General features: G+C 35.7%; 9 protein-coding genes. All 9 read left to right on the forward strand.

The window, feature by feature from the left end; all coding sequences use genetic code 11:
* The first annotated feature begins 32 nt into the window (after positions 1-32).
* The 9 genes from uxuA (at position 33) to AC3ITQ_RS18280 (ending at position 18,685) form a co-directional block, all read left to right on the forward strand.
* Positions 33-1,217, forward strand: coding sequence for a mannonate dehydratase (uxuA, locus tag AC3ITQ_RS18240; RefSeq protein WP_489235562.1), 1,185 nt, complete (start codon positions 33-35; stop codon positions 1,215-1,217).
* A 256-nt stretch (positions 1,218-1,473) separates the two neighbouring features.
* Positions 1,474-3,111, forward strand: a complete 1,638-nt coding sequence (locus tag AC3ITQ_RS18245; RefSeq protein WP_489235563.1) for a hypothetical protein — start codon at positions 1,474-1,476, stop codon at positions 3,109-3,111.
* A gap of 90 nt (positions 3,112-3,201) precedes the next feature.
* Entirely contained in the window at positions 3,202-7,296 is a 4,095-nt protein-coding gene (locus tag AC3ITQ_RS18250; protein WP_489235564.1) for a two-component regulator propeller domain-containing protein, read from the forward strand.
* A 214-nt stretch (positions 7,297-7,510) separates the two neighbouring features.
* The gene (locus tag AC3ITQ_RS18255) at positions 7,511-10,513 is read left to right on the forward strand and encodes a SusC/RagA family TonB-linked outer membrane protein (protein WP_489235565.1); all 3,003 of its coding nucleotides are present in this window, start codon (positions 7,511-7,513) and stop codon (positions 10,511-10,513) included.
* Positions 10,514-10,525: 12 nt separating this feature from the next.
* Positions 10,526-12,043 carry a RagB/SusD family nutrient uptake outer membrane protein gene (locus AC3ITQ_RS18260; protein WP_489235566.1) on the forward strand — a complete coding sequence of 506 codons (1,518 nt, stop codon included), beginning with the start codon at positions 10,526-10,528 and terminating at the stop codon, positions 12,041-12,043.
* Between the two features lie 213 nt (positions 12,044-12,256).
* On the forward strand, positions 12,257-13,438 hold the full coding sequence (locus AC3ITQ_RS18265) for a glycoside hydrolase family 88 protein (protein WP_489235567.1): 1,182 nt from the start codon (positions 12,257-12,259) through the stop codon (positions 13,436-13,438).
* A 135-nt stretch (positions 13,439-13,573) separates the two neighbouring features.
* Positions 13,574-15,991 (forward strand): glycoside hydrolase family 2 protein, encoded by a 2,418-nt coding sequence (locus tag AC3ITQ_RS18270; RefSeq protein ID WP_489235568.1) that lies wholly within the window; start codon positions 13,574-13,576, stop codon positions 15,989-15,991.
* 203 nt (positions 15,992-16,194) lie between these two features.
* Positions 16,195-18,024, forward strand: a complete 1,830-nt coding sequence (locus AC3ITQ_RS18275) for a glycoside hydrolase family 2 protein (protein WP_489235569.1) — start codon at positions 16,195-16,197, stop codon at positions 18,022-18,024.
* 97 nt (positions 18,025-18,121) lie between these two features.
* Entirely contained in the window at positions 18,122-18,685 is a 564-nt protein-coding gene (locus AC3ITQ_RS18280; RefSeq protein WP_489235570.1) for a DUF2911 domain-containing protein, read from the forward strand.
* Positions 18,686-18,694 lie beyond the last annotated feature (9 nt).

Genomic DNA, 18,694 nt, shown 5'->3' on the forward strand with positions numbered 1-18,694 from the left:
AAACCTTGCAGGAATGATAAAAAACGAATAAAATGGAACAAACATTAAGATGGTTCGGACCAAACGATCCGGTTTCTTTACAAGATATTAAACAGACCGGCGCTACCGGAATTGTTACGGCATTGCACCATATTCCGAACGGACAAGTATGGGAAATTGAAGAAATCATTAAACGAAAAGTGGAGATTGAACACGAAGACGGTGATCCTAAAAAAGGCGCTTCTGGTTTAACTTGGTCGGTTGTTGAAAGTATTCCGGTTCACGAAGACATTAAAAAACAAACAGGAAATTATCTTCAATACATTGAAAATTATAAAGAAAGCATTCGCAATCTGGCGTTGTGCGGCATTAAATGTGTTTGCTATAATTTTATGCCGGTTTTGGATTGGTCAAGAACTGATTTATCTTATGAAGTGGAAGACGGATCAAAAGCTTTGCGTTTTGATATTAATGCTTTTGCTGCTTTTGAATTGTTTATTTTAAAAAGACCGGGAGCAGAAAAAGAATATTCTGCAAAGCAAATTGAAAAAGCGACGAAATATTTTGAAGCAATGACAGAGGCTGATAAAATCAAACTACAGCAAAATATTTTGGCAGGACTTCCAGGCGCTGAAGAAGCATATTCTGTAGAAGATTTTCTGGTGACTTTGAGCGCTTACAATCATATTGACAGACAAGCTTTAAAGAAAAATCTTTTCTTCTTTTTAAAGGAAATTATTCCGGTTGCCGAAAGCAAAGGTGTTTTAATGGCGATTCACCCGGACGATCCACCCTACCCGATTTTAGGTTTACCAAGAGTCGTGAGTACAGAAGAAGATTTGATTGAATTAATGAATGCTGCACCTTCAAAATCAAACGGATTCACCATGTGTACGGGTTCATACGGCGTAAGAGCTGATAATGATTTACCTGGAATTGTAAGACGTCACGGTGATAAAATGAATTTTATTCACCTAAGAAGTACACAACGCGATGCAGAAGGTAGTTTCTATGAAGCCAATCATTTGGAAGGCGATGTTGACATGTACGAAGTTGTAAAGGCAATTATTGAAGTCGAAAAAAGAAACAATAGCCAATTGCCAATGCGCCCAGATCACGGTCACCAAATGCTGGATGATTTGAAGAAAAAGACAAATCCAGGTTATTCTGCGATTGGGCGTTTAAGAGGTTTAGCCGAATTACGAGGGCTTGAAATGGGAATTAAAAGAACTGTCTAAGTTTTTTGCCACGAAGGCACTAAGGCCCAAAGTTTTTTTTTCTCGCAGATTTTAAAAAGATTTAAGCAGATGTGCGCAGATTTTTTTTGCCACAGCTTATTTAAATTAAATCTGCTATAATCTTTTTAAAATCTGCGTGAAATAATCTTTTTAATCTTTTAATCTGTGGCATTTAATAAACTTTGCGCCTTAGTGCCTTCGTGGCAAATGGCAAATGGCAAACCAAAACCTAACTAACCAAAATAACCACAAAACCATGAAGCGTCAAACCATTATTATTTGTTTCAGTCTTTTTATAAATAGTATTTTAATGGCGCAACAAACACCAAAAATACTAACCGATTCAAAGGCAAATTATCTCCCTGATTTTAGTTACGCGGGCTATCATTTCGGCGAAAGCCAAATTCCTGAAACTGCAGGAAAAATTATTAATGCTACAGATTTTGGCGTAAAAGCAAATGACAATTTAGACGATTCAAAAGCTTTATTGAAAGCCATAAAAGCGGCAAATTCTACAGAAGGAAATGTAGTTTTACAATTGCCTGCAGGCCGAATTATACTAAGTGATATTTTATACATCGAAAGAAGCAATTTTGTGCTTCGCGGTATTGGTTCTGGCGAAAACGGAACCGAAATTTACTGCCCAAGACCAATGATGTATCTTAAAGATCCGGAATCACTGGCTGAACTTCGCGAATATTTAACCACTTTTGATAAAAGACAGCGCGAAGCTGAAAACAATATCGATTTACCTTTTTCGCAATATGCCTGGTCGGGCGGTTTTATCTGGACACAGATTCCTGGAGAACGTGTAAAATCGTATCTGGATAAATACGAACCTACTCCAAATGTTTTGGCGAAAGTGAGTTCCGGAAATATGGGTGAGCATATTATTTCAGTTTCTGATGTAAAAGGATTAAAAATTGGTGATGTAGTCGAACTTCAATTATTCAATAAAGACGGAGAAGATGGCGAAATCATTCAGGATTTATACAAAGGTGCCAAAGTAAAACCAGGCTCTCATCATTGGCAATTTCCAAAGCTTCCAATTGTGAGACAACAAGTTGAAATCACTAAAATTTCAAACTCAAAAATTACCATCAAAACGCCTTTGACCATTGCGATAAAACCAAGTTATCAGGCGCAATTGGTGGAATGGAAACATCTCAACGAAGTGGGAATTGAACATATCCGCTTTACTTTTCCGGACATTCCGAGAGTAGCACATCATGTTGAACCGGGAAACAATGCTATCTTTTTAACTCGTTTATTTAACAGCTGGGTTAAAGATATTGTGATTACAAATTCAGACAGCGGAATTCTGGCCGAAGAAGATGCCAATGTTACGATTCAGGATATTGTAACCGATGGACCACATATGGCACATTATACCGTAACGTTAGGTGGTGTACATAATATATTGGTGAAGAATCTTAAAATTTATAATAAAACAGTTCACCCTTTGAGCTTCAATACGTTTGCTACAAAAAATGTATATCAGAATTGTGAGATTTTTGCAGATGCTTTATTAGATCAGCATTCGGGTGCAAATCATCAAAATTTATTCGATCATATTACGGTTCATATCAATCCGGATAAGAACAATAGTTATTTATTATTTGGCGGTGGTGGTGCCGATTATTGGAAACCATCACACGGGCCTTTCAGCATGTTTTGGAATCTGAATGTTCAGGTTGAAAAAACATTTGACAGCACAAAACCGGTTTTATTATACGGCATGAAAGACGGGCCTTTTGCGAGAATTATTGGCGTGAACGGTAACGCAAAATTCGAGGTAAAATACGAACCTGACGCTTATATTGAATTTTTAAATACAGCTCTGGATCAAATTCCGTCATTGTATGATTATCAATTGCAAACGCGCTTAAAATAAGTTACATCTGCCACAAAGTCGCAAAGACACAAAGCAAATTAAAAATAAACTTTGTGTCTTTGTGCCTTCGTGGCAAAAACATAACGCACCATGAAATACAAAATAGCTTTTCTGGTTTTATTATTTATTTCCGGGAATGTATTTTCTCAAAATAAATATCGTCTCAAAAACATTTCTACGACTGACGGGCTTTCGCAGAGTTCTGTCATTGCTATTCATCAGGATAAATTTGGGCAAATGTGGTTTGGTACACGTGATGGTCTTAATAAATATGACGGCAGCCGCTTTACGATTTTCAGAAATGATGTTGCTGATAAATCTACTATCAGTAACAATGATATTCTGGCTATTGAAGAAGATAATTCCGGGAAGATTTGGGTTGGAACATATAACGGGCTGAATTGTTATAATCCTGTCAACAATACTTTTACAAGATATCTGCACACCAAAAACAATCATTCCATAAGTGGAAACGCGATTTGGAGCATCAAAGAAATTGGCGATGAAATGTGGTTTGGAACATCTAAAGGATTGACGATTTACAATAAAAAAACGGGGCAATTTAATTCTACTTTCCATTCGGATACCGATAATACAACACTTCCAAGCAATAATATATTAAGTATTTTAAAAAGCAAAAAAGGTCAAATCTGGATTGGAACAACAAAAGGTTTATGTGTTTTGACAAGCAGAAAAAACGGAAAGTTTTCTTTTAAAAATTATCCCTTAAATACAACAGATCTTTTGACTGTTCAGGCACTTACTGAAGATCATTACAACTACATCTGGGTTGGCACAAAAAACAAAGGACTTTTAAAATTTAATCCATCATCAAACAAATTTGTTTCTTTTTTATCTGCTGAAAAATATAGTGAGCTCAGTACAGACATTCGTGCTTTGACTATTGATAAACAAGGTTCGTTATGGATTGGCGCTTACGACGGAATTTATATTTTAGGAGAAGATAAAAGCATTCAAAAAATAAATAACAGCAACAACAGCAACGGAATCGATAAGGTAAAATCGGTTTTTTTGGATCAAAAAGGATCGGTTTGGATTGGCTGTTATTATAAAGGCGTGAATATTTGGGATGTCTCGAATGTGAACTTTTCGAATTACAATCAGAATTCTAAAAAGATTCCGATGAGTTTTGATGTGGTAAGTTCTATAATTGCAGATAAAAATAAAAACATTTATTTTGGAACGGAAGGTGGCGGAATCACGATTTACAATGCAAATACCGAAGCAACGAGTTACATCAACAGTAAAAGTGGACAGACAACAAAAAATGATATCAAATCGATGTGCCTTGCTGATGATCATATTTTGTGGATTGGAACTTTTTCTAAAGGAATCACGGCTTACAATACCATTTCTAAAAAAATTGAAGACAGCAGAATTTCATCGGAACTAAATACTTTATTGAAAGAAACCGGTGTTTATTCTATCAAAACAGAAGGGAATGGAATTTTATGGATTGGTACATTTAATAAAGGATTGATTCGGTATAATACGATTTCAAAAACTTTTCAGATTATTGGAAATGATAATACAAAGTCTGATTTTCTAACGAATAATATCGTCAGAACAATTTTAATTGACAAACAAAAAAGACTTTGGATTGGAACGCAAAATGGGCTAAATCTTATTGGGCTTCAAAATTTCCAGCCTACTAAATCGGCTATAAAACATTTCTTTTTTGATGCTTCGGCTTTGGCTGGTGATGATATTTTGACGTTATTTCAGGATTCTCAGAATAAAATTTGGGTGGGAACAAAAGCAAAAGGATTGCATTATTTTGATGGAAAGAATTTTAACAGAATCAATCTTAAAATTGGAAATACGGTTATCACATCAATTCATTCTATTTTGGAAGATGATGATAAAAACCTTTGGATCAGCACCAATCAGGGCGTAATAAAATATAGTACAACCAGAAAAACGATTGTAATCTACGATCAAAAAGACGGTTTGGCGAGCAATGAATTCAATGATAATTCGGCCTTAAAATTAGATGGTAATAAATTTTATTTCGGAAGTCCATCCGGAGCAACTTATTTTGATGCCCGAAAAATTTCCCTCAACCAATATGTTCCTCAGGTTTTAATTACCGATTTGAAAATCAAAAATGAAGTGATTAATCCTCAGGATTCAACTGAAATTTTGGAGAAAAGTATCGGCTACACCAAAACCATTACTTTGGATTATGACAAGGCAAATTTCTCGATCAATTTTGCGATTCCAAATTACATTCGGTCAAAAAACAATCAATACAGTTACCGCCTGACCGGACTGGAAAACAACTGGACCATTACCAAAAATACTGAAGCTATTTACGCTATTCAGAATCCGGGAACTTATGTTTTTGAAGTTCGGGGTGCTAATAATGACGGTGTTTGGAACAAAGTTCCTACTACACTAACTGTTATTGTAAATCCGGCTCCGTGGCGCAGTATCTGGGCTTTTTTATTGTATGGGATAATAATTGGTTCAGCCTTATACGGTTTGATCTGGATTATGAAATCAAAAGCCAGATTGAAACAAAAACTCGACCTGGAATATTTAGAAACCAAACGTATAGAAGAAAACAACAGGGCAAAACTGGATTTCTTTACGAATATTTCACATGAATTCAGAACGCCTTTAACTTTAATCTTAGGGCCGTTGCAACAGATTTTATCCAATTATAATGGCACCAATGAAATGTACAAAAAGTTGCTGGTAATTGAAGGAAGCGCCAATCATCTTTTGAGTCTGATTAACCGTTTAATGGATTTCAGAAAACTGGAAAACGATCAGGTTAAATTAGAATCTGCCAATGGGAATATTGTCAAATTCACCAAAGAAATCTTTTTGTCTTTTATCGAATACGCCAAAGACGGTGGCTACGATTATACTTTTGAAGCTTCTGAAGAGGAAATTCTGGTGTATTTTGATCGCTATAAACTGGAACGTGTTTTTTATAATTTGATTTCTAATGCCTTTCGTTATACACCAAAAGGTGGTACGATCAATATCAAAATCAATCATGATCACGAAAACCTTTTTATTGCCGTAGAAGATTCAGGAGCAGGAATTGCCGAGGAACATATCGATAAAATTTTCGATTTGTTTTTTGAAGTTCCTTTACACAACAACGTTCAGAAAAACTATAATAAAGGAACCGGAATTGGATTGTCAATTGTAAAGAATATCGTCAAACTGCATAAAGGAAATATTGATGTAACGAATAAAGAAGCCGGGGGCGTTGTTTTTAAAGTTACACTTCCACTGGGTCGTGCACATCTTGCAGACGATGAAATTATAGAGGATTTTAAAATCAGTGATGATATCGTTCAATATACTACGCAACTAGAAACCGGAGCAATAACAGAACCGGAAGACATTGAAGATTTTGTTGTAAATGCTGAAAAACAAACTATTCTTATTGTAGAAGATCACAAGGTTTTGCGAACCTTTATGAAAAATTTACTCAAAAAAGAATACAATATTATTGAGGCCGAAAATGGTAAAATTGCTTTTGAAAAAGCATTACAATTTGTTCCGAATTTAATTATTAGTGACGTTATTATGCCAGAAATGGTAGGAACAGAACTATGTTCTAAAATAAAAGAAAATCTAAAAACGAGTCATATTCCGGTCATATTACTGACTTCCAGATCTTCATTGGTTTATAAATTCGAAGGACTCGAAAGCGGTGCCGATGATTACATTAGTAAACCTTTTAATTTGATGGAATTCAAACTTCGTGTTAAGAATCTTTTGAATTCAACTGAAAGACTGAAAAACAAATTCACCAGCGAAGACAATTTTGTTCCCTCAGAAATTACTGTTTCTTCTCTGGATGAAGAATTACTCAAAAAGGCGTTCAAAATTGTGGAAGAAAACATTTCGAACGAACAATTTGATATTCCGTTTTTCTGTTCCGAATTGGGAGTTAGCCGCACCATGTTATTCTTAAAAGTAAAAGCATGGACGAATTATACGCCAAATGAATTCATTCACGAAATCCGATTAAAACGTGCCGCTCAATTATTAGAACAAAATAAACTGAATGTCTCTGAAGTAAGTTATAAAGTAGGTTTTAATAATCCGAAATACTTCAGTAAATGTTTCCAGAAAAAGTACGGGGAAACTCCGTCGCAATTTGCTGACAAATTTTCTAAGTCCGTTGATGTATTTTAGAAAATCCGCATATTTAAAGGCTTAAAAAAGGGTATCTGTATTTTTAGATACCCTTTTTTGTATTTCTATATCATTCTGCCCTAATACATTTGTGATATGAAAATCAAAAAAACAAAATTCTTATTGCTGCAAATTCTCTTCATGCTGCTTATAATCGGAATGAGTTTATTGCTTTTTTATTTTATCTAACATTAACCTTAAAACCAAAAAATGAATGTTTACAAACCACAAAATTAAATCGCTTAAATGGTGTTTTCTGGTGCTCTTTTTACTAGGAAATATTGTTGTGAATGCACAGGAAAGAAAAGTCACCGGAAAAGTTACTTCCAGCGAAGACTTACTTGGGCTTCCTGGTGCTAATGTTTATATCAAAGGATCTTCTGTTGGCGCAACTGCCGACATGGATGGAAACTATACAGTAATAGTTGCGGAAAAAAATGCTGTCTTAGTTTTCAACTATGTAGGATATCAAACTATCGAAGTTCCGGTAGGAAATAAAACGGTAGTCAATGTAAGTTTAAAATCAGATACTAAAAATCTGGATGAGGTTATCGTTGTAGGTTACGGTACCCGTAAAAAAAGCGACATTACAGGATCAGTATCATCAGTAACCGCAAAAGAGCTAACCGCTTATCCTTTATTGAATGCAGAAATGGCTTTGCAAGGCCGCGCTGCAGGGGTTTCGGTACAATCGAATAATGGTGGCGAGCCAGGTGCTCCGGTGAAAATCAGGGTTCGTGGAGGAACATCAATCAATGCGAGTGGAGATGCTCTTATTGTTGTGGATGGTTTTGCAGGTGCTTCTATGCCGGCACCTCAGGATATTGCTTCGATTGAGATTTTAAAAGATGCATCAGCTACAGCTATCTACGGATCAAGAGGTTCAAACGGAGTTATTATGGTTACGACTAAAAAAGGAAAACCAGGAGCGCCGGTAATTGAATTCAGTAATTCGACTTCAACGCAATCTGTAAACAATCAATTGGATTTATTAAACGGCGACCAGTTTGTCGCTTATAGAAAAAGTTTTACCACACACACTTCCGGTGGCGCTAACACAGATTGGCAGGATGTAATTTATCGTGACGGAATGATTTCGAATTCACAATTATCATTTTCAGGCGGTTCAGAAAAAATCAGATATTATGTTTCGGGAAATTATTACAACCAAAACGGAGTTGTAATTAATTCAGGAATTGATAAGTACACAATCGTAAGTAATCTTGAAGCTGATTTGAGTGATAAGTTTAAAGTAGGTTTGAATTTATTTACGAGCAAACAAAACAAAGACGGAATTATCAGCCAGACGGGAGCCGGAGGAACAGGTGCTGCCGGTGTAATTGCGGCTGCTTACCGTTTTATGCCGGATAAAGGTATTTATAACGAAGATGGTTCTTATACGACTACAGCTCCCATTGGAGATGATATTGATAACCCGTATGCGACTGCAATGGAAAACATTCTGGAAGTAATCAATATTACCAACAGAAGCAATTTCTTTGCTTCTTATCAGATTTTTAAAGATTTAAATTTCAAAACCACTTTAGGTTTAACAGAGTCTAATTCTCAAACGGGAAGATATATTCCATCTACTTTAATTGCAGGAAAAAATATTAAAGGAGAAGCTTCTGTAAACAACACAAGATTTTCATCTTTCTTAACCGAGAATTATTTGACGTACAAAAAAGAAATTATCGACAAAGGAATTTTAACCGTTCTTGGAGGCTATTCGTATCAAAAAAACACAAATGAAAATTCATATGCTGCTTCAAGAGGATTTCTTACGAATACCAACTCTTATCATAATTTAGGAGCCGGAACCGTGTTCTTAAAACCAGATTCAGGTCTATCTGAAACCGAATTAATTTCTGCTTTCGGAAGGTTGAACTTTGATTACGATGATAAATACTTATTCACTTTCACAGCACGTCGTGACGGTTCTTCAAGTTTCAGTAAAAACTACAAATACGGAACTTTCCCTTCCGGAGCCGTGGGTTGGAATATTGCTAAAGAGAATTTTTTAAAAGACAATAAAACGATTTCAAACCTTAAACTAAGAGCAAGTTACGGAGCAACCGGGAATCCATCGATTGGTGCCTACTCTACTTTGTCAAGATTCTCTGAAATTTATGATGTGAGCGGTGACGTAATTGTAAACGCAGTACAGTTGACTTCTTTGGATAATCCGAATTTAAAATGGGAAACTTCGTACCAACAGGATTACGGAATTGATTTAGGTTTATTTGATAATAGAATCAGTCTTACGGCAGATTATTATAAAACCATTACCAAAGATTTATTGTTCAACAGACCTTTACCTGGAATTTCAGGAATTGGATCTCAGCTTCAAAACGTTGGAGAATTAGAAAACAAAGGATGGGAATTAGGAATCAATACGAAAAACTTTATTGGTGCCGATTTTACGTGGTCTACTAACTTTAATATCTCTTCAAACAAGAATAAAGTATTGAAATTGGCCGATAACAAAGACTTATTAATTAACTCTGCTCCAGGGCATTTCCTTGCAACAGAATCTCAAATTTTGAGAGTTGGCGAGCCGGTTGGTTCTTTCTACGGATTTATTTACGATGGTGTAATTCAGCAGGGAGAAACAGCGCTTCCGGGGAATTTTGAAACGGCTCCGGGTGGTGAAAAATTCAAAGATGTAAATGGTGACGGAAAACTGGATTCAAGTGATAAAACTATTATCGGGAATCCAAATCCGGATTTCATTTTCGGTTTCAACAATGATTTCACTTATAAAAATCTGGATTTGAATATCTTCTTCCAAGGTTCAGAAGGAAACCAAATCTTAAATTATACTTTAATGGAATTGGCTTCTGGAAACAACAATGCAACTACGGAAGTTTTAGATGCGTGGACACCAACAAATACTGATACAAATGTTCCTGCCAATGCAGCAAGAACCAAAAGAATCACTTCAAGGTTTGTGTATGATGCAAGTTATATTCGTTTGAAAAACGTTTCTATCGGATATAGTTTAGATGATAAAGTAGTTTCGAAAATAGGATTGAGCAAAGTTCGTTTTTATGTAAGCGCGCAAAACCTTTGGACGATCACCGATTATCCGGGTTCAGACCCTGAGGTAAATTACTTAAACGACACCAACGCCAGAAGTAATACCAATTTAGGATTGGATTACGGAAGTTACCCAAACGTGAAAACCTTCACTTTCGGTTTCAATTTAAAATTTTAATAGAATCATATTATGAAAAAATATATAGCTTTATTTTTCTTAGGAATATTTGCTTTTGGATGCTCAGATCTTGAAGAACATCCAGTTGGAATCATTCGCCCAGACAACTTTTTTAACAATACAGACGACTTACAAGCCGCTGTAAACGGAGCCTTTGCCAACATTGCACATAATAATTATTGGGGAAGAGAATTTACCATCGCCTTGATGTTGCGTGATGACATGGCCGATATTGGAGACAGAACCACTCAGGCTGCCCGTATTGATGTTAATGATATGAAAATGAATGATACCAACGCATTGGTTGCCAACTTCTGGCCACAATCGTATATCATTGTAACAGCAGCCAATCAGGCTATTGAAGGTGCAAAAAAGACTCCGGGAGATCCTGCAAAAGTAAACGCAATCGTAGCTCAGGCGTATTTTGCAAGAGCTTTTGCTTACTATCATTTAGTTCGAATATTTGGTGATATTCCGTATGTTGATTTTGTTGTTAATGATGTTTCTCAGGTGAATTCATTGGGTAAAACCAAAGAAGCCGAGGTATATGCTAAAATCATAGCCGATCTTGAATTTGCAAAACAATGGTTAGACGACAAACCAAAAGTAAAAGCCGTTCCGGGAAAAGGTACAGCAGCCGGTTATTTGGCTTCTGTTTATTTGACATTAGGAAACTATCAAAAAGCGTATGATGAAGCGAAATATGTAATTAACAACGAAGCAAAATTCGGTTTAGGTTTAGATGCTGATTTTCAGGATTTATTTAACGCTACAAAAGCAGCTTTGTTAAAAGAGCCTTTGTTTACAATTGATTTTAATAACTTAACATCAGGAAATTACGGTCAGGATTATACCGCTTTTTTTACAGGTTCATTAAAAGATGATAGCTATAGCTATGGACAAGGATTTTCTGTTGCAGTGCCTTCTTTAAAAGTATTTAATGACTGGGATCAAAGAGATTACAGAAGAGCAGTAAGTTTTGATACTATTATCAGAAAGAAAACCGGAACAGGTGGATCTTTGGAGGTTTATCCTTCAAGTGATAACGAAAAAGCGCCTCGTCCGCATATTGCCAAATATTACCGTTTTCCTGGAAAAGCAGGTGCTAACGGAAGAACATCACAACACAATTATATCACAATGCGATATGCTGAAGTTTTGCTGACTGCTGCCGAAGCTTTAAACGAAATTACACCAGGAACTGCAGAAGCAGATAATTATGTAAACCGAGTGCGTGCAAGAGCACGAAATAAAGCGGGCAAACAAGTTTCATTTCCTGCCGATGTAACTCCGGGACTTTCTAAAGTTGATTTCAAAAAAATGGTAATCAATGAAAGAAGATTAGAACTGGCTTTTGAATATATCAGATGGTATGATATTAAGAGGCTGAAAAACGGACCTGAAGTATTTGGTCCTAATGGTTTTGAACCTCATGCGAATTTTGATCCAAACAAAGATTATTTATTCCCTTTGCCGGGAACTGAATTAGCGATCAATCCTAATTTAAAACCAAATAATCCTGGTTATTAAAACAGTAGAATTACAATGGTTGAAAATATTTTAAACACATAGAAACATAGATTTTAAATAAGAAATTAATACAAAGACAATCAAAAGAAACTAGTTTCTAACACATAGCTATGTGTTTTGATGCAAGTGAAACGCTTTTTTTAAGCTATGAAAACTATGTATCTATGTGTTAAATTCACCCACTGTTATTAAAAATTAGATTAATTAGCAAGTATGAATAAAGTTAGTTCATTTTTTTTAATTCTTGGGTTTGCACTGCTGGCAACAGCGTGCAAATCCGGAATTAATTCTCAGACAAAAGTTGCTGCAACTTCAGAAAACCTTCTGGAGAAAAGATATAAAATGCTGCTCGATTATCCGGTTGACTCGATGTCAATGCCACGCAGTATGACCATCAAAACCAATTTAATTAAAAAAGTTCCTTCAAAAGACTGGACAAGCGGTTTCTTTGCCGGAAATTTATGGCACTTGTACCGATTGACAGGTAATGAAGCCTATAAAAGCCAGGCAGAAAAATGGACGCCTTTTAGCAAAAAAGAAAGTGTAAATAGTAATTCGCACGACGTTGGATTCAAAGTGTTTTGCAGTTTTGGAGAAGCTTTAAAAGTGGAAAACAAACAAGAATACAAAGACGTTATTATTAAAGGTGCCGAAACATTATGCACTCGTTTTAATGCTAAAGTTGGCGCCATAAGATCTTGGGATTTTAATAAAGAAATCTGGGATTATCCGGTAATTATTGACAATATGATGAATTTGGAATTGCTTTTTGAAGCCTCTAAATTATCAGGAAATAAAAAGTATCAGGAGATTGCGATTCAACATGCCAACACGACTTTAAAAAATCAATTTAGGGCAGACAATAGTTGTTATCATGTTATTGATTATAATCCAACCTCTGGAGCTGTTAGAAAAAAAACAACTTTACAAGGATATAATGATGATTCTGTTTGGGCTCGCGGACAAGGTTGGGCCGTTTACGGATTCACCATGTCGTATCGATATACCAAAGATCCTGCTTATTTAAAACAAGCCGAAGCAACTGCAACATTTTTCATGACCCATAAAAATTTACCGGAAGACGGAATTCCGTATTGGGATTTTAAAGATCCTGCGATTCCAAATTCAGCTCGCGATGTTTCTGCGGCAACTGTTATGGCTTCTGCTTTATATGAGTTATACGGTTACACTAAAAACAAAAGTTATTTGGCTTTCGCCGATAAAATAATGACTTCGCTAAATTCAGATAAATACATTTTAGCAGATACCGTAAAAGCACCTTTTATTCTGGATCACAGTACCGGAAACTGGCCAAAACACGACGAAATTGACGAACCAATAATCTATGCCGATTACTACTTTCTGGAGGCAGTATTACGAAAAAGTAACAAATAAAGGTACAAAGGGACAGAGGTGCAAAGGCTCAAAGGTTTTACCATGCGAGTCTTTGAACCTTCAAAGTCTAGGAACTTTTGACCTATGAACCTTTGAACCTATGAACCTCTGCACCTTAAAAAAAGCTTATAATCAATGACAAATCAACCGTATCACCATAACAAACTTTTTACTTTTGCACTTTTTGTTTTTTTTCAAATTTGTCTGAGCAGCAGTTTTGCTCAGACAAAAATGAATATCAATGACAATTGGCTGTATTTAGAAAATCACACTCCTAACCTTTCAGAAGCACAAAAGGCTTCAAACTGGACTTCCATAAATTTACCACACAGCTGGAACGCCGAAGACGCAACCGATTTAAATCCGGGATACAGGCGTGATGCGAGCTGGTATCAAAAGAAATTGAATATTTCTCAAATAGATCAAAACCGACGTTATTCCTTATATTTTGAAGGCTCGAATGTCACTACAAAAGTATATGTAAACGGTAAAGAAGCTGGCGGTCATATTGGTGGTTATATTGGTTTTACGATTGATATCACCAACTTCATCAAAGAAGGAAACAACGATATTTTTGTACGCGTGGATAATAGTTATGACATCGAAATAATTCCGTCTCAAAAGAGCGATTTCTTTATTTATGGCGGAATTACCAGAGATGTCTGGCTGTTATCTCAATACAAAAATCACATCGATAATCTAAAAATTACAACTCCTGAGGTTTCTGCAAAAAAAGCTTCGGTACAAATTCTGGCTTCAACTGTAAATACTGATAATTCGGCATTATCGTTAACTGTGATTCTTAAAAATCCGAAAGGAAAAAAAGTAGCCAGCAAAACGATTCCTGTTTCAGATAAAACAGAGAATATCACTTTTGAAAACATTAAAAATCCGGAATTGTGGGATACTGAAAATCCTAATTTATATTCGGTTACTGCAATTTTATCCGAAAAAAATCAAATCAAAGACAGCCTAAACGAAAAAGTAGGTTTCAGATGGTTTGAGTTTAAAGATCATGGTCCGTTTTATTTGAATGGAAAGCGATTACTTATTCGAGGTACACACAGACATGAAGAGCAAGCGGGTGTTGGCGCTGCAATGAGCAATGAGCAACATTGGGCCGATATGAAATCCATAAAAAATATGGGCGCTAATTTTGTTCGTCTGGCACATTACCCACAAGATCCTGAAGTATATAAAGCATGTGATGAATTGGGACTATTGGTTTGGGATGAATTACCCTGGTGCCGTGGCGGAATTGGCGGTGAACTTTGGCAAACAAATACCAAAAACATGCTTACTGAAATCATCAGTCAAAATTACAATCACCCAAGTATTATAATCTGGTCTTTGGGTAATGAAATGAACTGGCTTCCTGATTTTCCTGACGGCGATAATACAGAGAAAACCAACGTCTTTTTAACTGAATTAAACGATCTCGCTCATAAACTAGATCCAACCAGAAAAACGGCGATTAGAAAATATTATGAAGGTTCACAGATTGTAGATGTCTTCTCTCCTTCAATCTGGTCGGGCTGGTATTCCGGAAGTTATAAAAGTTACCAAAAAGCAATTGATGTTTACAAGAAAGAATATAAACATTTTATCCATGCCGAATATGGCGGCGACAGTCATGTTGGACGTCACAGCGAGAAACCGGTTACGGGTGAAAATGTTATAAAAGCCGAGGGCTGGGAAGAAGCAATCGTGCAAACCAAAGTGGCTAATATTGCACAAATTGGAGATTGGAGCGAGAATTATATCGTTGATTTATTTGACTGGCATTTACATATATCCGAGAATGATCCAACATTCGTGGGTAACGTACAATGGGCATTTAAGGATTTTGCAACGCCCTTGCGACCGGAAGATGATATTCCGTACATGAACCAAAAAGGCTTGGTAGACCGAAACGGAGTTCCGAAAGATGCCTATTATGTTTTTAAAAGCTATTGGAGCAAAGAACCATTTACCTACATCGAATCGCATACCTGGACCGAGCGTCAGGGACCTGAAAATACACCCAGAACATTGAGTGTTTTCAGTAATTGTGAGCGAGTTACGCTTTATCATGAAGGAAAATCTCTTGGAGAAAAACAAAGAAATTTTTCGCTATATCCTGCAAATGGTTTAACTTGGGATGTTAATTTTAAAAAAGGCGAAAATAATCTGGTTGCTATTGGAAAAAATAAAGAAGGAAAAACGGTTTCTGATACTTTAAAAGTAAACTACCGTTTCAACAAAAATGACACGGCAACTTCCTTACAATTGTCTTCCCAAAAATTAAAAAACGGCAATTATCTGCTGACGGCAACGGCAATTGACAATAACAATTTACGTTGTCTGGATTACGAAGAAAGTGTTTATTTTCAATGTTTGAAAGGTGGAAAAACAATGAAAAACCAAGGAACTCCGACAGGAAGTGAATCCATTAAAATGGCGAACGGAAAAGCATCGATTGAAGTTGTACCCGATGGTTCCGGTTTGCCAATTGAAATGACAGCGCTGAACCAGAGTTTTAAAGGAGAATATTTAAAAATAATGCTTAAATAAAAATAATGTCACAAAGTCGCGAAGACACAAAGTTTTTTCAAGCAGACAATTATTTCACGCAGATTTAAAAAAGATTTAAGCAGATATGCGCAGATTATTTATTACAACAAATTTTAATTAAAAAAAATCTGCTCAAATCTGCAAAATCTGCGTGACAAAAAAGCTTTGTGTCTTAGTGCCTTTGTGGCAAAAAAAAAACAATAATGAAAAAACTAATAACCACATTACTCCTGACCCTATCCCTTTTCGGACAGGCACAAAATCAAAACCTAATTTCAAACGTCCCTAACCGAAATACAACTTCTTTAAACGGTGTTTGGAATTACATTGTTGACCCATACGAAACGGGTTATTACAGCTTTCACCATGATGAATATGACAAACAGGCGAAACCATCCAACGCCGCTTATTTCAATAACTATCATGCGGTGAACAAACAGGAATTGGTGGAATATGATTTTGATAAATCACCCAAAATTAATATACCGGGAGATTGGACTTCGCAGGTTCCGGAGCTTAAATATTACGAAGGTAATGTCTGGTTCAAGAAGTCATTTGATTATAATTTGAAAGCAGGAAAACGTCTTTTTGTTTATCTGGGAGCGGTCAATTATAAAGCTGATGTTTATTTGAATGGGAAGAAACTCGGAACTCATATTGGTGGATTTACGCCATTTAATTATGAAGTAACATCGATTGTAAAACCAAAAGATAATTATCTGGTTATAAAAGTGGATAATACACGCCATAAAGAAGATGTTCCGACAATTAATACAGATTGGTGGAATTATGGCGGAATCACTCGTGATGTGACTTTGATTGAAGAAGAAGCTTCATTTGTGGAAGATTACAATATTCAGCTTAAAAAGAATAATACAGCTTTGATTTCAGGTTTTGTAAAAATCAGTAATCCCGATGCAGTAAAAAATGTAGTAACCATTACAATTCCGGAATTAAAAATCAATTATAAGGGAAAAGTGGGTGCCGATGGAATTTTGAACTTCGAAATTCCGGCGAAAAAAATCTCTTATTGGTCACCTGAAAATCCAAAATTATATGATGTAACTATTGATTATAACAGTCAAAAATTAAGTGACAATATTGGCTTTAGAACCATTGAATCCAAAGAAGATAAAATTCTGTTGAACGGAAAACCAATCTTTTTAAGAGGAATTTCGATTCATGAAGAAAATGCAAAAGGTGGACGCGCCAATTCTGAAGAGGATGCATTACGTTTGTTAAACTGGGCTAAAGAATTGGGTTGTAATTATGTTCGTCTGGCACATTATCCGCATAACGAAAACATTATCAGAACAGCGGATAAAATGGGTTTAATGGTTTGGGAAGAAATTCCGGTTTACTGGACTGTTGAATTTACGAGAGAAGCGACTTATCAAAATGCAGAAGATCAGCTGACAGCTGCAGTTACCAGAGATAAAAACAGAGCTTGTATTATCATCTGGTCAATGGCCAATGAGACACCAATTTCGGATGCTCGAAATGCATTTATCAAAAAATTAGTGGACCATACCAAATCATTAGACAATACCAGATTAATCAGTGCGGCTTTATTGACACAAAGTGACAGCGCAGGATTTGGAACAATAAATGACGCAATTGGCGATTATTTAGATATTATTTCATTCAATCAATATTTAGGATGGTATGGCGGAAAACTGGAAGATGCCGAAAAGATTTTCTGGAAAACCAAATACAACAAACCTGTTATTGTTTCGGAATTTGGAGGTGATGCCAAACAAGGTTTACACGGAGAAAAAAATGAGCGCTGGACAGAAGAATATCAGGAATATTTATACATTCAGAACCTGAAAATGATTGAAAAAATACCTCATCTGAGTGGTTTGAGTCCATGGATTTTGGTTGATTTCAGATCGCCAAGAAGACTGCTTCCGGGCATTCAGGACGAATACAACAGAAAAGGATTGATTTCAAACGACGGAAATAAAAAGAAGGCTTTTTACATCATGCAAAATTGGTATGCAAAAAAGGAAAAAGAGCAAAATCAGAATTAAGAAGCATTACCAATTCATTAACAAAAAACAAACTGTAATTATATGATTTTTCTGCATTATTAACTTACTTTGTATTAATTCTAAAAATTGTAATCCTATGAAAAAATTATGTTTACTAGCAGTTATTCTATTTACTGCCGTTACAGTTCAGGCTCAAGACGTAGTAAAATTTGCTCCATTAGATGCGAGTCCTGTTGATATTGCTTATTTTCCAAATAAGGCTGTGAAGTTTAAAAAAACAGATACTCCTTCACCTTCAATCAAAGTTACTTATGCAAGACCTTCTGTAAAAGGACGTGTAATTTTTGGAGATTTAATTAAATACGGAGAAGTTTGGAGAGTTGGTGCAAATGAAAATACAGAAATCAAATTCTACAAACCAGCAACTATTAACGGTGTAGCAGTTCCAGCAGGAACTTACAGTTTATTTGCTATTCCTGAAAAAGACAAATGGACTATCATCATCAATAAAGAACTTGATTTGTGGGGTGGTTATGCTTATGATGAAAGCAAAGATCTTGTTAGAGTTTCTGTTCCTGTAAAACCAGTTTCTACTCCTGTTGAAGCTTTATCGATTGCTTTTACTACTCAGGGAGCTGTAACTAATTTGGTTATTGGTTGGGATAAAACAACAGTTGAATTACCGATTACGATTAAGTAATAAATCGTT

Source organism: Flavobacterium sp. KH_001, from assembly GCF_057840745.1.